The following is a 15,874-nucleotide window of genomic DNA, read 5'->3' as shown; positions in this document are numbered from 1 at the left end:
CACAATGCGTTATTTATTGTTTCTTTGCGTGGCTTCAGATCATCGCTTCCAGCAACTCGTAGCGCCCAAACCACGGGTTGGCCTCTTCCAGTTGTGCCGCCAGCTGAAGTAGGGTGCCTTCGTCTCCGTGCGGAGCGCCAAACTGCACCCCCACCGGCAACCCGGCGGCTGTCCAGGCGAGCGGGACAGACATCGCAGGCGTGCCGGTAAGGTTGGCAAGCTGGGTAAAGGGCGTGCGGGCCAGGCTTTCCATAGCCATCTGGTCGACTTGCCCACTGCGGTGTACCAACTTGCCGGCTTTCAGCAGCAACATCAGCCGGGCAGCCATCTGCAGATGGGAAGGGGTATCCAGTTCGCCAATCTTCGCCGGTAACTGGCCAGCCGTCGGGCACAGGTACATGTCGTAACCTTCAAAGAAGGTCCCCAGGGCGCGGGCAAAATCGTTCCACTGCTGGCGACGGCGCACGTAGTCCGGTAGTGGCATGGTCCGCCCCAACATACCAATCAGGCGAGTATCCAGTTCGAAGTCGTCATCGCGGGCTCCAAACTCGGTTTTCGCGCGGTCCATCAGCGTGGACACTTCCCCGAAATACAGCCCCAGATAACAGCGGGCGAGGGCCATGCCGTCGAATTCCGGACGCGCATACTCCACCCGGTGCCCCAGGTTTTCCAGAGTGCGCGCAGTTTCTTCAACGGCATCCACACACTCCCTTGCCACCTCGGTTTCGTAGGGCGATGAGGTAAAAACACCAATCTTGAGACTGCGTGGCGCCCGCTGCATCAGCTTGGCATAAGGGGCAGCTGGCGGGGCGATGGTAAAGGGATCTCCCACCGCAGGGCCAGCCAGCACGTCCAGCATGGCGGCGCTGTCTCGAACCGTGCGGGTGACCACGTGATCGATCGAGGCGCCCGTCCATGCCTCACCCACCGAGGGGCCGGAGGAAATACGACCGCGCGACGGTTTCAGCCCGAACAGCCCGTTGTAGGCCGCCGGAATTCTAATCGAACCGCCACCGTCATTGGCTCCCGCCATGGGTACGATACCCGCCGCCACCGCAGCACCGGAGCCGCCACTGGAACCACCCGGTGTCCGATCCGTATCCCATGGATTACGGCAGGCACCCCAGAGTTTTGATTCGGTGACAGCCTTCAGCCCGAACTCCGGCGTTGCGGTGCGGCCCAGGAATACCAGGCCCGCAGCCCGTGCACGGCGTACAAACTCCGAATCCCGGGACGCGATGTTCTTCTTCAACGCCCGGCTGCCGTAGGTACAGGGCTGACCTTGCTGTTCCTGGGCCAGATCTTTAAGCAGCATAGGAACGCCCGAGAAGGTACTATCCGGTGTAGACGCCTGGCTCAGCGCATCGGAGAACTGAGGGTGGCAGATGGCGTTGAGCTTGCCATTCACCGTGGCCGCACGCTCAATGGCGGCCTCACAGATTTCGCTGGCCGCGACTTCTCCGCGGCGAATCAGGTCGGCAAGCGCTACCGCGTCGTATCGGAGGTATTCGGATTGCTTCATGATCGATTCCGTTTGTTATTCTGTTTTCGGGAGATTGGGGAAACCGGTATTTATGAACATGAGCTTCAAGCGTCACTTTCTTGCTGTCGTTATAATAGTCACATCTGTTATCGCGTCCACTTCGCAAGCGAGTAAAAAACCGCCGGAACCTGCCGAGAACTGGACCAGCGTTGTTCGCAGCTCACCCTACTGGTCAAGCCAGGGGGTTTACCAGAACATCACAACCATCCGCCGCTGGGTATTGAAGGAGTCCGGTTACTGCAGTAACCCCGATCGGCATATCCTGTTCGATATGCGCGGCCAATTCCTTGGCTACATCGACGATGGCTCGGACCGCGAAGCCACCCAGGTTCGTCTGAACGATACCAGAGCCTCTCTGGCAGCCTCTGGGCGCGCTGACGACTGGACCCCGGGCGGCCCCGACAAGACCGGATACCCCTTCGCCCTGTCCTGTCGACAGCCACACGTCAACCTGGATGAAGCCGTGGCACGCTACCTTGGCACCCTGCCTTCGGAACTGATTTGGGGTGCCTGGGACGATCTGTCGTTCGCCTCTCAGGAAGCACCACAGCCACTCCACGAGGCACTGATGTACGTTTATAGCCTGCGTGAGCAGCAGCAACGCCTCGATCTGCCGGTGAGCCTGCCCAAGTACCTCGGCGGCCAGGTATTGATCGAGAGCAGCGGCCAGCAAAGGGCGCACTCTGCCGCCAACGCCAAAGGCATCCTTCAGCTCTCACCCTCGGCGCTTAACGACTGCCGGATCAAACCCGCCAATCACTGGCACCGGTTAGCACAGATTGATTGCGCCCTCAAACTGATGGATCAGAATGCCCGCAACCTCAGGCCGCCCTTCGAGGCGCGCTTCGGTCACCTGCCCGATGATAAAGGGGATCAGCTTTTTACGCTGCTTCTGGTCCAGGCTTATCACGGCGGTGCCAGCCGCGTTCAGTCCCTGCTGGAGGATGAGACACTGTCGAAGCCTGCGATTTATTTTGCCCAGGAGCATGAGCGATTCAGTGCGGGAGACATTGCCTTTGGCATGGTGTTCCACAATTTGGGGCGGGATCGCTTCGGGCTGGCTTCGCTGTATTATGTGGCGGATGTTCAACTCGCCACCGAGGCGCTGTGTAAAACCGCGCGACTCGCTGATACCCGCTTCTGCCAATAAACCCGGAGCCCGCCTTGGAACTGACGTTCATCCCGGAAGGCCTGAACACCGCAACGGCCGTTTTCCTGCTGCTGAGCTCTGTCATTACGTCGATGATTACCGCCAGCCTTGGCGCCGGGGGCGGGGTTCTGCTGCTGGTATTGATGGCGTTCTGGATACCACCGGCGGCGATCATACCGGTTCACGGTATGATCCAGTTGGGTTCCAACGCCGGGCGAGCCACACTGACCTGGCAGCACACCGACTGGAAAGCCATTGCAGCCTTCGCACCAGGGGTACTGGTCGGAGCGGGGCTTGGCGCCTGGTTGCTGATCGACCTGCCGCCCTATCTGTGGCAACTGACCATTGGCGCTTTCGTGCTTTACCTGTGCTGGGGCCCCGCTCTGCCAAAGGGAGCCTTCGGCAGCATCGGGATCTTTCTTGCCTCTGCGTTAACCAGTTTCATTTCCCTGTTTGTGGGCGCAACCGGTCCCCTGGTGGCCTCCTTCATCAAGCAGATGCACACCGAGCGTTTCACCACCGTCGCGACATTCGCCACGGCGATGACGCTCCAGCACGCACCCAAGGCGTTGGTTTTTGGACTCGCTGGTTTCGTTTTCCGCGACTGGCTGATGTTCATACTGGCCATGATCGGCTTTGGTTTTGCCGGCACCTGGCTGGGGCTCCACGTGCTCAAGTCCCTGAGCAATCGGCACTTCAGCCGCGTGTTCAACGTTCTTCTGACCCTGCTCGCTCTACGCTTGCTGTGGCAGGCGGGCAGCTCTGCGGGGTGGTGGTGATCAATCCGGCTTCTGCCGTGACGGTAAGGGCACCGTCACCACACGATTTCGCCCCTGGGCCTTGGCGGCGTAGGTGCCTTCGTCAGCACGCGCAACGACTTCCCGGGGCCCTGTATCCGCGACACCCATCTCGGTCAGGCCGATGCTGGCAGTCACTCCAAACGTCCTGCCGTCCTGCTCTATACGCAAGGCTTCAATACCGGCCCGGATTTTCTCGGCAAGCTCGACAGCGCGCGGCTGACCACAGGCAGGCAGGATAATACCGAATTCATCGCCACCAAGACGTGCCACCGTGTCCGACTGGCGCACGGACTGCGTGAGCAGGTCCGATAGTCGCCCCAGCAAATCATCTCCCAGCAAGTGCCCGCCTTCGTCGTTGACGGGCTTGAAGTAGTCCAGGTCGATCAGCATCAGAACGCTGGCCGCCGTTTTCTTGTTGGTATCCGTCAGGCATTTGACCAGGGAAGAATTGAACGCCCGACGATTGAGCAAGCCCGTCAGGCTGTCGTGGGTCGCTTCCCAGGACAATCGCTCTTCTTCGCGACGGCGGGCGCTGTCGTCCCGGATCACGAATACCATACGGTGATTATGGCTTTCCCGGCGAAGATGAAGCATTGCCAGGTCTATATCGAAGAGTTGGCCCGCCCTGTTTCGCAGGGTGGCATACAGGCTATCCACATCGGCACTGCGCAGAAAATCATCTGCTTCCCAGCGATGGTTCTCGTCTTCAATCGATACCAGCGTGAAAAAATTCTGCTGCTCGCCGTTTTCGGCCAATCCAAGGAACCCGCACGCGGCCTGGTTGGAGTATCGGATAATGCCTTCGGCATCCACCATCAGCACACCTTCCTGCAATACGCCCAGAATACTGTCTGCACGTTTCTGTTGCTCGGCCAGCTCCGCCTCGATCTCCAGTTCGTGGGTGATGTCCCTGACCACGGTGATGGTACCCAGCGAACGTTCCTCCGTCTCAATCACCGACGTCATGGCATCCGCCCAAACCACTTCATCTCCGGAGCGGCTTTTCAGGCGGAATCGCCCTCGGAACACTGTTTTGCTGCGCAGAGCCTCCCGCCACGCTTCAACCGTGCCAGGCCGGTCCTCTTCGTAAACACCTTGAATCAGGGGAGTATGCTGGAGATCATTGGAGCTGACTCCGATGATCCGCTCAAACGCCGGGTTAACGAATTCAATCCTGCCCAGAACATCGGTCTGGATAATGCCGATCGGCGCACTCTGGGTAAGCGAGCGGAAAAACGCCTCGCGCTCGGCCAGGGAAGACAGCACTTCGTCACGCTCTTCCATCACAGTGTTGAAGGTCTCCGCAACCTGACGGATTTCCGTGCCTCCCAGAACGTCCACCGGCTCGGTCCGTATCCCCAGATGGCGCTCACTGATCTGGAACCCCAGATTTCGCATGGGCGCCATCAACCGACGAAACACCACCAGCGCCAAGGGCGCCACGATCAGAATCACGATCAGGAGCGTCTGCGCAAAGCTGTCCGTCAAGCGGCTGAGCGGCGCATAGGCCTCTTTCAAAGGCCACACCGCGGCCACAAACCAGGGCACCTGTGACATTTGGCGTACCGAGGTGATGGTTTCGGTGCCTTCCTGGTCATGCGTCTGCACAGTGCCTTCAAAACCCGCCATGGCCTTCTTGTGGGCCTCGTTTTCAAGCCTGAGCGGCACCATGGTTTCACCGGTACGACCGTGGCCCAGGGTTACACCGGTACGTGTGGCAATGCTGACATAGCCGGTTTTGCCGATACTCACAGCGCTGGTGTCTTCCATGAAGTTGTCGCCGTCGAGAAAAACCGCCCCTCCCAGCACGCCAATAAACCGTTGACGATGATCGAAAATCGGCGCTGTCATCATAACGGCGGGCCGCTCCAGGTAATTCGACACATAAGGGTCACTGATAATGGAGGTGAGTTGGCTTGAGGTCTGTCGAAAATACTCACGGCCGCTGACATCCAACCCCGTCTGCTCGAAGCTTTGCGGATACTCGGCAATGACCTTGCCACTGGCATCAAATACGTAGATCCCGTCGAACATATGTTGCAGCGCAATCTCGCGACGGATGAGAAGGCGGGAGCGGGAACGCAGCACCACCTCTTCCATGGTGAATCCTTCCGCGACATGGGTCAGGGTATCCCGGCGCTGGGCCAGGCGTGCATCAAGATCGCCGGCAACCAGTTCCGCGATGGTCTCCACCTGCTCCCTTGTCTGCCCCGCCAGTTCCGAGCGTCCCACCAGAGAACTGACCACGGCCACCGCCAGAGCAGCCAGCACGATGGCCAGGATGACAAAGGCAACAGCACGATTAACCAGGCTTGCTAGCCAGCGTCTTATCATCACAGCGGAGTGGCTCCCGCTTCATGGACGCAGGATAGGTTCGGGTTGACGTCCCTTAATGCTAAATATCTGTTTTTCACTGGATAACGTGTCGATTACTGGAGGATTTAATATTGGTAAGTCTAACAGAGACTCGGGTTTCAGCAGGTTACAGAACTTGCAATTTCAATGATAATCGTTACTATTTAGACCTATTTTCTTAACTGAGGTTTCCCCAATGTCCGAGTCCCTGCTCGCCGACGCCACCGGAATCAGCGCCGGCCCGGTCAGTCAGCTGCTGGAAATGGGCGGCCCCGTCATGATTGTGTTGCTGGCGATTGCCCTGGCAGGTGTTGTCACCTTTCTTTACCTCATGTTATTCGGCACTTTTTTTGCCCCCAGGTTTACTGCCAAACTTAAAAAGGCCATTACAAAATGGCAACAAAGGCCTGACGGCAACGTGGCGGAAGACCTGCAACGGTCCGCTGGCCGATACGCCCGACTGAACCCACTGCACCACTTGATCGTCAACACCATGAACGCCCGCAATGCCGGCACCGATCCCCAGCAGATTCGGGAGTCCGTCGCCAGGGACGCCCATGAAGCCCTCGAGCCGTTCGAGGCACCGCTCAAAATCATCGAAGTGATTGCCGCGCTGGCACCGTTGTTGGGCCTTTTAGGCACCGTTCTGGGCATGATGGAGGCGTTTGGAGCCATGGCCGCCACCGAAGGGCGCGCCAATGCCTCCCAGCTAAGCGGCGGCATCTACGAAGCACTCACCACAACTGCGGCCGGCCTGGTTATCGCCATTCCGTTTGCCGCACTGGCCGCCTGGATTGAATTCCGCCTGCGGCGTATCCAGAAAACCATCAATAGCGCACTGGTTACCATTCTCTCGGTCCCCGTCGCCACAACGGAAAGCGAATCGGCGTTGGAGACCCACGATGAGTCGGCACCGGCCACCGGCACCAGGACCGGGCGCGTTGTGGAGTATTCCGGGGACGAGCATCAGGGTCGCCTGGCCAATGCAACTGGTTGAACCGCGTCCGGCGCGCCCGATTCCGATCCGCATAACCCCACTGATTGACGTGGTCTTTATCCTGCTGGTGTTCTTCATGCTTACCAGCCGGTTGCTGCCGGTCAGTTTCATGGAGGTGAGTAACAGCACGGGCGACACCCACTCCGTAACGGGCGAGCCGATCCCCGAAGTCGTCATCCAACGCGATGGTCAGGCCCTTTGGCAGGGCGAGACCTACACGATAGAGGCGCTTACCGAGAGGCTCAGGGCCAGCGGTGTGGGTGAGATCAATCTGGCGACGGACGCTGCCACGCAACTGACTGACTTTACCCAGGCCTACAGCCAACTCTCGGACAGTGGCATTACCACCCACTGGAAACGTTCCCCGCAGGCTGCCGCACAACCATGACGGATCTTGTTCCACCACCCGTTACCTCGGGAAAATCCTTGATGGAGCGCCTGGAGGATGCCCTGCTGCCGCTTATCAACCTGGTATTCCTGCTGTTAATGTTCTTTATCGTGGCCGGGCAATTATCAGACACCCCCCTGCCGGACCTTCCCGGCAGTGGAGAGCAGGCAGGCAGCGAGCAGCCGCATGCGGACCTCGTCGTGACGGCGGCGGGGGAGTGGAAAGTGGACGGCCTTACCGTGCCGTCGCAACACCTGCCGAAGGCACTACCCGCGCCGGACGATGAATCCCCGCTGAAAATTGCCGCGGAGCGGGACATTGCCATGTCCGACCTGGAGTCGCTTCTGCGCGTGCTGGAAGAAAGCGGCTACCGTGAAGTGATTCTGCTGACGGAGCCCGCCAGTTGATGGGTGCCAGCAAAACCGTCCGCAGTCTGCTCCTGGTCGCTTCCATCGTCATCACCGCCATCGCGGTGGTCATCGCCGCGCCCGAACGGATCCCGGAACTGAAGCCGCTGGGGGATGCCGCTGTCAATTCCGCTCCAGCCATAAAAATCTCCCTGGCCGGCACTCCAGAGCCCAAACCCAAAGTTCAGGAACAACCTCCTGAGCCGGAGCCAGAACCTGAGCCGGAGCCGGAGCCAGAACCTGAGCCAGAACCCGAACCTGAGCCTGAGCCTGAGCCTGAGCCAAAACCCGAGCCGGTGCCGGAACCCGAGCCAACACCGGAACCCAAACCAGAGCCGGTTACCCAGGTCGATGCTCCCAAGAACGATGAGGTCGCCGAAGACGTCACTGAAAATACCGCCGAGGAAGAAAGCCTAAACAAACAGGTGGAGCTCAGTGCCGGCGAATCCTCCGACGTGGACCGCTACCTCACGGAACTGAGCCGTCACCTGAGCCAGTTCTATGAATACCCACGCCGTGCACGCCGCCTGGGCCAGGAAGGTTCGCCTGTCGTGGTTTTCGAGTTCAGCCGCGACGGCACCCTGGTGCACCACTCCCTGCGTACCTCGTCGGACCACGCACTGCTGGATGACGCCGCCCTGGACATGCTCAAGGATGCCGAACCCCTGCCGGAGGTACCGGAATCCATGAAAGGTAACACCTTCACCTACGCCCTTCCGGTTCGCTTCAACCTGCGCTGAGCAATTTATTGCTCACCCAGCAAAATATCGCCTCGCAGCCAGCAACCAATTGCCCACACAGTCTCTCAACTCTGACAGAAAATCCGTTACTCATTGTTATTTATGAAGTTTATATTTCTGGCACGACGTTTGTTAACTATTAAGTGTCCAGGGAAAACCTGGGGACATTTACTCATTCACACGTCATGGAGCAGACTATGCCAACTCCTTGTTATATCAGCATCGAAGGCCAAACTCAGGGCAACATCACCGCCGGCGCATTCACCTCCGACTCCGTAGGCAACATCTACGTTGAAGGTCACGAAGACGAAGTGCTGGTTCAGGAATTCAGCCACGTTGTCACCGTTCCGACTGACCCCCAGTCCGGTCAGCCTTCCGGTCAGCGCGTTCACAAGCCGTTCAAGTTCACCTCCGCGCTGAACAAAGCAACCCCGCTTATGTACAACGCCCTGGCTTCTGGCGAAATGCTGCCGAAGGTTGAGCTGAAGTGGTACCGCACCTCTGTTGAAGGCAAGCAGGAGCACTTCTTCTCCACCATCCTGGAAGATGCCACCATCATCGACATCCAGTGCAACATGCCGCACTGCCAGGATGCCGCCAGCGCTGACTTCACCCAGTTGGTAACGGCGTCCCTGTCCTACCGTAAAGTGACCTGGGAACACGCTGTTGCCGGTACTTCCGGTGCGGACGACTGGCGTTCGCCGATCGAAGGCTAAGCCCCTCGTAATCGTAAAGAACGTAGCGCCGGACAGCCCAAGCTGTCTGGCGTTTCGCTTTCTGGCTTCAAGGATGAAGAAAATTGAGCGAATCTCTCACTCAGAACGACGTGGACATTATCCAGGCGATAATCACCACATTCTTTGGGCGGATCTATGCCCGGAAGTTCACGAACTCCTCAATCACGGATGAAACCCTCACCACAATTGTGGAACTACTGTCAGAAACAGCTGACTGCAGTACCTGGGTAGACGCCGTACCCTCCCCACAAGACGTGTTGATGCCAGCGAGCAAACTCAGAAAGTGGGCTTTGAGAGTTATTAGAAAATCGGGCGAACCCTTTTTATTGGAAAACGTGCGAGTCAACATGATGTGCGCGCGTTTCCGTGCTGCGCAGTTCAAACCTGTTATTCTTGACTCCTTAGACCGATAGAGGATCTCCGAAATGGCACGGCTTGTAGTTAGCCTTATCCTGATAGTGGTTTTTATTTCCGGCTGCGCTTCGTTCAGCAGTCACCCCGTTGAGTTCCGTGCCGCTCCCAACACCAGCTTTACGCTTAACAGTGACAGGTTCGACGCAATAGAAGTTCAACCTTCCGAAATGCAGTTATGGGAGGGCTCCGATCTAGTCGGCACAATAATGACCGTAGAGACCAACCCACAGTCCAAAACGGCTATCGGCGAGGTGAAACAAGGATTTGTAGAGGCACAAAAGGGCCCTGGAGCGCCAACCGAGCTGCAATTGCCTGATGGCGCCTATGGTTTTGCATCCACTTTCCGCGGTTATACCACCGCGTTTATCGCAGTAGCTAACAATAACGAATCCTGGATCACCATTAGTGTCAAAGAGGATCTTTTTGATGAGGTCTTATCATCAATCGCTATAAGATGACATCCGGAAGTCGGCAATTCGAGCAGCGGGCAAGCCTTTCAGCAGGGGGCAGTCGAAATCAGTTTTACCTGCAAATTAACTCGCGGGTTACAATTCAGGGGTTTGCTGGAAGCCTCTCTGAGATAACCAAGGAAGCATGAGTATAATGAAACTCCCCGGTTCCCTCATCGTAGCCCTTTTTCTCACCGGTTGTGCATCAACTCAGTCGATATCGTTCTCACCTAGCCAGGATTACGCTGTATCGGTCAGCTCAAACTTATTCGATGCCGTCCGCATCGACAACAATGACATAACGCTATTCAATGATGGAAAGGCGCTCGGGTTCATTCGCGTGGAGCCCATTCCGTCGGATGCCCCGTCGACATCTGAGTTCATTAACATCCTAAAATCGGCCTCAGAGTCTGAATCCGTCGAAACTCAAACGCTTGGGATATATCCCGGTTTTACAGGGTTTTCAGCAGAGGTTCGTAACTATAAGACGGGCTACCTCATAAATGCAGAAAACCCAAGTTCCGTTCTTATATTCAGCTTTCCAGAGGACACGTTTGAAGACGTGGCAAAGACAATCTCGTCTGGCATCTGAGACGTTTCCGAGGCATCAGACTTATGCAACCCATTTCCGGCCATTGGCAGCGAACTCCACCACCAGCTCAAAAACGTTATCGCACTTCTCCTTGAACGCCACCCGGTCATAACTTTCCGGCAAATCCTTATCCAAGACTTCTTCAATGGCAGCCTTGACCGCCCGCTGAGTCTGTCCGTCCTTCCACCAATCCTGCACCAACACTTTGGGATGACCTTCCAGCAAACGGATAATCAAATCCTTTGCAGCTAATTTGACCTTCTGTTCTTCTACCTTCGTGAGCTTGTCTTTCTTCAACAGGTCGTAGATTTCCAGCTCATCTTCGTTCAGCCCCTCTCGGATATGCCGCTCGGACTCCTCTCGAAGATTGCCAACGTACTGGACAAGGTCCTCATAGTAAGCATCGGCGGATGAGCTGCCGGAGTTGTACTTGTCGATGATTTCCTGAAGCCGCTGGGCAAAATCAGTGCGAGTATGATTCTGCTCCAAAAGCTGACGAAGCTTATCCTCAATAAATGCCCGAAGCTCTGCAATTTCAATGTGTTTATACTCCGCCCTTTTGAAATCTTCCCGAAGCTTGTCGTAGTTAATCTTGCTCAGATCCCAACCCTGTCCTTTTTGGACTATCTCATATTCCGCGCGGTGCTCCTTGATGTTAAATGACTCGGCGTTATCCACCACCACGCTTTCATCCAGTAGCTCGGAGATCTTCTGGCTGACTTCATCGATGTCCGCCTGCTCCACAAGCGCGTCCACCACACCGCGAAGGTACTGGATAGCCGCAATGCGCTGATTGTCGTGCTGTTGGAAAATCTCTGGTTTGCACGCCTCGTAAAGCGCGGTCACTGTGTTCTCATAGACATTGAACTGCTTCCGCCAGTCTTCGTTGCTTAGTAACGTATCCGCCGCCTTGTTGAAGAAACCGATGTTCTTGAAGGTGTCCTGTTTCTCAAACACCGAATTCAACTCAATATCCCGCTCTCGGCAGAATTCCAGCGTTTGGGCAACGGCATCATCCAGCAATTCAAACAGCTCTGACTTTTCCTGAACCGGCTGTTCCTCGTCATCCGCACCCTGCGCATAGTCTTTCAGAGCCTTGCGCATGTTGCGGAACACGTTGTAGTAATCGACGATTTCACCGTTTTTCTTCTCGACCAGATCACCGCTGTGGCCCTTGACCCGATAAGACGCCACCCGGTTGGCCCGGGCGATGGTTTGCATAAGGCTATGGCCCTTCATGGGCTTGTCGAGGTAAAGCGTGGACACAGTGGGTGCATCAAACCCCGTCAGCCACATGGCACACACAAACACCAGTTGCAGGGGGTTCTCCGGGTCTTTGAAGTTATACTCAACGTCGTGCATCTGTTCATCAAGTTGATCCAGCCGCTTGATGTGGGGCTTGATGTCCAGCCCCTGTTTCTCGAACTTTTCCTCATCGGATTTCGGGTCACTGATGACTACGGCCATCTCGACTGTTTTCATATAATCCCGGATCTTCTTGAAGCGGGCTTTCTCCACCTCGTTGCCAGACTCTTTGGTTAGCTTCAGCAAGCGCTTCTGCTCAGCTTTCCAATGCTGCTGTACCTTGTCGTACATGCGCACGGCCGTAAATTTATCCAGAGTGATGACCATCCCTTTGCCTAGATAACCGCGGCGTGGGAAGTGGTACACAATGTCCCGGGCAATGGTATCCAGCCGGTCGTCCCGTTTGATCACTTCCAGTTCTCGGGCGTACTTTTTCTCCAGCTTTTCCTGCTGGGCCTCGTCCAGGTTTTCGTCTTCCAGTAACTCGTAGAACTCGTCTCCCAGATCATCGTTCTGAATCAGCACCTTCGGCACACGCTTCTCGTAGAACAGCGGCACCGTCGCATTGTCCTCCATGGCCTGCTGGAAGTTATACTCGGACACATAATCGCCGAACCAACTGTTGGTCTTGCGGTCGCGCCCCAGCAATGGCGTGCCAGTGAAGGCAAGGAAGTGGGCACCCTTCAGGCCTGCCCGCATGTTCTCTGCAAGATTCTTGTACTGGGTGCGATGGGCCTCATCCACCATCACGATGATTTCCCGGTTTTCCTTGTCCGGGTCAAATAGTCGGGGGTACTTGCGCCCTTTGTCGTACCGGAATTTCTGAATCAGGGTGAACACCACTTTCTTGTTCTGCCCCAGAAACTTCCGCATTTCCTCAGCGTTGGCCGGTTGCGCAGCATCTTCTTTGCGAACCGTCTCCGTATTGAGAAAGTTCCGGTAGATCTGTCCGTCCAGATCCTGGCGATCAGTCACCACCACAAAGCTGAAATTACCCGTGGCTTTTCGAAAAATCTTACGGGCGTAGAAAATCATTGAAAAACTTTTGCCCGAGCCCTGGGTGTGCCAGAACACCCCCAGCTTGCCTTCGTGTTCCCGGCGGTTCAGGAAACGCTCATAGGCATTGTTCACACCCAAAAACTGGTGGTTCTGAGCAATGATCTTGGTTTCGCCCTTATGGAACAGGATGAAGTTCTCGACGTAATCCAGCAGGCGAGCCTTTTCGCAAAGGCCATCGGCAGCATGCTCAAGGCTGGCAGCCTGTTCCGTAATTTCCTTGCGGTTTATCGCCTCCTTCTCGCTCTCCACCCGGAACCAGTTGAAGAAATGCTCCCAGCCAGCAGTGAAGCTGCCCACTCGGGTTTCCAGGGCGTTGGACAGGACACAGAATGCGTTGCAGTGGAATAGTTGGGGGATGTCATGCCGGTAACTGCGCAGGTTATCCTCGAAGGCATTTCGCAGCCGCACATTGGAGTTTTTCAGCTCGATAAACACCAGAGGCAGCCCGTTGACATACAGGATTACATCCGGGCGACGGTAGGCAGCCTTCGGGGCCTGAGCCACTGACTTGATCCATAGCTGGGAGACCGCCAGCCAGCGGTTTTGTTTCGGGTCGTCAAAATGGACCAGCCGTATTTTTTCATGCTGTTTAATGCCTCGGTCATCATCAAACTGCACCGACACACCGTCCCGGATCAGGTCGTAGAGCTCCCGGTTGGCGGCAATCGGGGACATAGCTGCCCGTCGTTCCATCACATGCTCAACGGCTTCATCAATCTTGCTTTCGGGAATGGCGGGATTCAGTTCAAGACAGGCAGTTTTCAACTCAGCCGGAAAAATCACATCCCGTTTGTCGGCACGGTGAGAGCCATCATTCAGATCTTCCGGCTTTGCGGTATAGCAGTCCAGCACATTAAAACCGTGAATGTGCTGGAGGCGCTGCAACAGCGCCTGCTCAATGTTGTCTTCCGAAATAAAACTAGCCATCGGCCTGCCGACTCCATGGACCGGGTGGGTGCCAGATTTCCCTGGGGGCGTCCGCGGCTCTGCTCGCCATCACAGGACTGAGGAATTCAACCACCGCCTCTACAACCTCCGAAAATGCCTCTGGCACATGATCCTGGCCAAGGCGTTTACGGAAAGCCTGCCACTGTGGCTGCTTGGTGTCTATAAAAGCGGCAGAAAAGGGAGTGGTTTCAGGAATTTCCGTCCCCCGCTTTCGAAAGGTGCGCTCAACCGCCCCCTTGAGATTTTCCAACCGGAACGCGTGCTGACGCGAGAGCAACCAGATGTCGTAAAAGTCCTTCATGCGACTGTTCAGCTCGCCAAGATTGACCATCGCCTGGAACTTCTCGGCAATGGACGACTCCGGCGTGTAACACTTGATCCGTGCAGCGGGAAAATCCAGTAAGGTTGGAAACTCCAGCCAGGAGGGAAACGGAAATATAGGGTCGCCGAAACCGACATCCAGTTGCATCGGAACCCTCGCACTGTCGAGAAAACCAGTGAAGGTCACTCTCAGCCCCTGGTAGTCCGCATCTTCGGTAATGGCCTCTGCCTTCAGGGTATCCGGATCAAAACGCAGGCCGTCATCGACCACCTCAGCCGCAATGATTTCTCGCACCTGAGCCAGAATAGCCTCTGGTTCATTGCTGGTCTGGCCCAGCATATCGATATCCCGGGTCGGTCGGCTGGTCGGCCCCTGCATTGCCCATAGCATCAGCGCACCCTTCAGGGTAAAGCAGCCGCTGTGGTGGGACTGGCTGAGCCGATACAGAAACCGCTCCATGGCGTAATACTGCAGCAACTCCTGAAAGGGGCGCTTTTCTTCCCGGGCTTTATTCAACAGTTTCTGACGAACGGACGCGCCGGTGTTTTTGGCCATCGTGATCTCCTTTCACTTTGGTTATTCCGTTGATGGACTGATTCCATTCAAAGCCTGGCTTCGACATAGGGGGCCATCACATTGGCGACCCGGCAAATTCTGGCGTATTCCATCAGCTTACCCGGAAGGAAAGTTTTGCGGGTTCGGTAAAGCTCCAGAGCCTCCAGCACCACATCCATACCGATGCGGTTCCGGAACTTGAAACAGTCCGCCAGGGTTTTTTCCGGGCTGTAGACGTTCAGGGTAATGCCATCCACATCCACCTGTTCAATGCCTGCGCTAAAAGCCCGCCCGGAGAACCGGTACCCGGCCACCGGCGGGTAATCCAAAACCGGGAGGCGGGCATCCCGCTCGACAGCCAGATGCACCTGGTGGGGAATCTGCGTGGTGATGCCGTGCCAGTCCAGCGCGGAAGTCAGGCAAAGCACCGCATTCGGGAACCGAGTAGCGGCAGCCACCAGGTCCGGGTTTTCTATCGGAGGCAGGTCTGCCAGCCGGTACAGACCACGGCTGACCGGCTCAATCAGCCCCTCGTCCCGGAGCTCATAGAACTGATACCGACTAAAACCCCGGGCCAGCGCTTCACTCAGGCGAAGCTGTCCGCCGTGCTGGCGAAACAGGGTTTGGAGTTGTGCCCGGGATGATCGGGCAGAGCCGGAGTCAGACAAACCGTCACCACTTATTGATATCTGGTGACAGTTTGTCTGATTAGCGTATAAGGTTCAAGCGGCGGCTTCGTCGGCTCTATCCGGCTGATCACTCTGCATGGAGGGTGGCAACTGAATATCCAGGTTTTCCACGGAGAGTTTGCCGGAGATCAGGCGGGGGAGGAGTTGGTTCTTCGTTTTCTCTAGGTTGTCGTTCATTTTGATCAACGATTTTTTCTGATCGTAAAGAGGCTTCACCAGCTCTTCGAATTGCTCGATCAATCCGCTCTTCGAAACCAACACTTCGTTTGAATAGGCTTGTTTTCGATTCAAACCCGGTACGGCTGCATCGTTATTAATGAAGTTAACGGAATGCAGGAGGTAATATAGGAAGTGATCGCTAAGATCAGACTCCACATAATAAACAGTATCGATTGGGTAAAAGAGCCTGTAAACCAAATTGTGT

Annotated in this window: 14 protein-coding genes and 1 pseudogene; 9 read left to right on the top strand and 6 right to left on the bottom strand. The window is 56.2% G+C overall.

Annotated elements, in window-relative coordinates; all coding sequences use genetic code 11:
• Nucleotides 1–34 precede the first annotated feature (34 nt).
• Nucleotides 35–1,522 carry an amidase gene (locus B2590_RS14625; RefSeq protein WP_286811596.1) on the bottom strand — a complete coding sequence of 496 codons (1,488 nt, stop codon included), beginning with the start codon at nt 1,520–1,522 and terminating at the stop codon, nt 35–37.
• 52 nt (nt 1,523–1,574) lie between these two features.
• On the opposite strand from B2590_RS14625, the gene B2590_RS14620 reads away from it, so the two are divergent.
• Together B2590_RS14620 and B2590_RS14615 are read left to right on the top strand one after the other, a co-directional pair.
• Nucleotides 1,575–2,693: a hypothetical protein gene (locus B2590_RS14620; protein ID WP_286811597.1), complete on the top strand. Its 1,119-nt coding sequence runs from the start codon at nt 1,575–1,577 to the stop codon at nt 2,691–2,693.
• Nucleotides 2,694–2,707: 14 nt separating this feature from the next.
• Nucleotides 2,708–3,472 carry a sulfite exporter TauE/SafE family protein gene (locus B2590_RS14615; RefSeq protein WP_041335677.1) on the top strand — a complete coding sequence of 255 codons (765 nt, stop codon included), beginning with the start codon at nt 2,708–2,710 and terminating at the stop codon, nt 3,470–3,472.
• Here B2590_RS14615 and B2590_RS14610 read toward each other — a convergent pair whose 3' ends face one another.
• Complete coding sequence (locus tag B2590_RS14610) at nt 3,473–5,827, bottom strand: sensor domain-containing diguanylate cyclase (protein ID WP_286811605.1); 2,355 nt, start codon at nt 5,825–5,827, stop codon at nt 3,473–3,475.
• 217 nt (nt 5,828–6,044) lie between these two features.
• Between B2590_RS14610 and B2590_RS14605 the strand changes: the two genes are divergently transcribed.
• The 7 genes from B2590_RS14605 (at nt 6,045) to B2590_RS14575 (ending at nt 10,572) form a co-directional block, all read left to right on the top strand.
• A complete protein-coding gene (locus B2590_RS14605) occupies nt 6,045–6,845 on the top strand; it encodes a MotA/TolQ/ExbB proton channel family protein (protein WP_269399961.1) in 801 nt (266 codons plus the stop codon).
• Entirely contained in the window at nt 6,832–7,233 is a 402-nt protein-coding gene (locus B2590_RS14600) for an ExbD/TolR family protein (protein ID WP_036202007.1), read from the top strand. The genes B2590_RS14605 and B2590_RS14600 overlap by 14 nt, the downstream gene beginning before the upstream one ends.
• Nucleotides 7,230–7,640, top strand: a complete 411-nt coding sequence (locus B2590_RS14595; RefSeq protein WP_036202004.1) for an ExbD/TolR family protein — start codon at nt 7,230–7,232, stop codon at nt 7,638–7,640. The genes B2590_RS14600 and B2590_RS14595 overlap by 4 nt, the downstream gene beginning before the upstream one ends.
• Nucleotides 7,640–8,380 (top strand): energy transducer TonB, encoded by a 741-nt coding sequence (locus B2590_RS14590; protein ID WP_286811598.1) that lies wholly within the window; start codon nt 7,640–7,642, stop codon nt 8,378–8,380. Before B2590_RS14595 ends, B2590_RS14590 begins: the two co-directional genes overlap by 1 nt.
• Before the next feature lie 197 nt (nt 8,381–8,577).
• Complete coding sequence (locus tag B2590_RS14585; RefSeq protein ID WP_007155157.1) at nt 8,578–9,096, top strand: Hcp family type VI secretion system effector; 519 nt, start codon at nt 8,578–8,580, stop codon at nt 9,094–9,096.
• Between the two features lie 446 nt (nt 9,097–9,542).
• A complete protein-coding gene (locus B2590_RS14580) occupies nt 9,543–9,989 on the top strand; it encodes a hypothetical protein (protein WP_286811600.1) in 447 nt (148 codons plus the stop codon).
• Nucleotides 9,990–10,134: 145 nt separating this feature from the next.
• On the top strand, nt 10,135–10,572 hold the full coding sequence (locus B2590_RS14575) for a hypothetical protein (RefSeq protein WP_286811601.1): 438 nt from the start codon (nt 10,135–10,137) through the stop codon (nt 10,570–10,572).
• A 21-nt stretch (nt 10,573–10,593) separates the two neighbouring features.
• Here B2590_RS14575 and B2590_RS14570 read toward each other — a convergent pair whose 3' ends face one another.
• The 4 genes and pseudogenes from B2590_RS14570 to B2590_RS14555 all read right to left on the bottom strand — a co-directional run.
• Complete coding sequence (locus B2590_RS14570; protein WP_286811602.1) at nt 10,594–13,863, bottom strand: type I restriction endonuclease subunit R; 3,270 nt, start codon at nt 13,861–13,863, stop codon at nt 10,594–10,596.
• Entirely contained in the window at nt 13,856–14,761 is a 906-nt protein-coding gene (locus B2590_RS14565) for a nucleotidyl transferase AbiEii/AbiGii toxin family protein (RefSeq protein ID WP_286811603.1), read from the bottom strand. Before B2590_RS14565 ends, B2590_RS14570 begins: the two co-directional genes overlap by 8 nt.
• A gap of 47 nt (nt 14,762–14,808) precedes the next feature.
• A complete protein-coding gene (locus B2590_RS14560) occupies nt 14,809–15,429 on the bottom strand; it encodes a type IV toxin-antitoxin system AbiEi family antitoxin domain-containing protein (protein ID WP_286811604.1) in 621 nt (206 codons plus the stop codon).
• Nucleotides 15,430–15,483: 54 nt separating this feature from the next.
• Nucleotides 15,484–15,874 (bottom strand): annotated as a pseudogene (locus B2590_RS14555) (hypothetical protein); the annotation flags it as partial.

This window comes from Marinobacter sp. UBA3604, from assembly GCF_002375325.1.
Taxonomy (GTDB): domain Bacteria; phylum Pseudomonadota; class Gammaproteobacteria; order Pseudomonadales; family Oleiphilaceae; genus Marinobacter; species Marinobacter salarius.
This window is presented reverse-complemented; position numbering and strand designations above follow the sequence as displayed.

Coding starts and splice junctions, on each gene's coding strand:
- B2590_RS14625 (WP_286811596.1), bottom strand. CDS start 1,522: ATGAAGCAATCCGAATACCTCCGATACGACGCGGTAGCGCTTGCCGAC.
- B2590_RS14620 (WP_286811597.1), top strand. CDS start 1,575: ATGAACATGAGCTTCAAGCGTCACTTTCTTGCTGTCGTTATAATAGTC.
- B2590_RS14610 (WP_286811605.1), bottom strand. CDS start 5,827: ATGATAAGACGCTGGCTAGCAAGCCTGGTTAATCGTGCTGTTGCCTTT.
- B2590_RS14605 (WP_269399961.1), top strand. CDS start 6,045: ATGTCCGAGTCCCTGCTCGCCGACGCCACCGGAATCAGCGCCGGCCCG.
- B2590_RS14600 (WP_036202007.1), top strand. CDS start 6,832: ATGCAACTGGTTGAACCGCGTCCGGCGCGCCCGATTCCGATCCGCATA.
- B2590_RS14595 (WP_036202004.1), top strand. CDS start 7,230: ATGACGGATCTTGTTCCACCACCCGTTACCTCGGGAAAATCCTTGATG.
- B2590_RS14590 (WP_286811598.1), top strand. CDS start 7,640: ATGGGTGCCAGCAAAACCGTCCGCAGTCTGCTCCTGGTCGCTTCCATC.
- B2590_RS14585 (WP_007155157.1), top strand. CDS start 8,578: ATGCCAACTCCTTGTTATATCAGCATCGAAGGCCAAACTCAGGGCAAC.
- B2590_RS14580 (WP_286811600.1), top strand. CDS start 9,543: ATGGCACGGCTTGTAGTTAGCCTTATCCTGATAGTGGTTTTTATTTCC.
- B2590_RS14575 (WP_286811601.1), top strand. CDS start 10,135: ATGAAACTCCCCGGTTCCCTCATCGTAGCCCTTTTTCTCACCGGTTGT.
- B2590_RS14570 (WP_286811602.1), bottom strand. CDS start 13,863: ATGGCTAGTTTTATTTCGGAAGACAACATTGAGCAGGCGCTGTTGCAG.
- B2590_RS14565 (WP_286811603.1), bottom strand. CDS start 14,761: ATGGCCAAAAACACCGGCGCGTCCGTTCGTCAGAAACTGTTGAATAAA.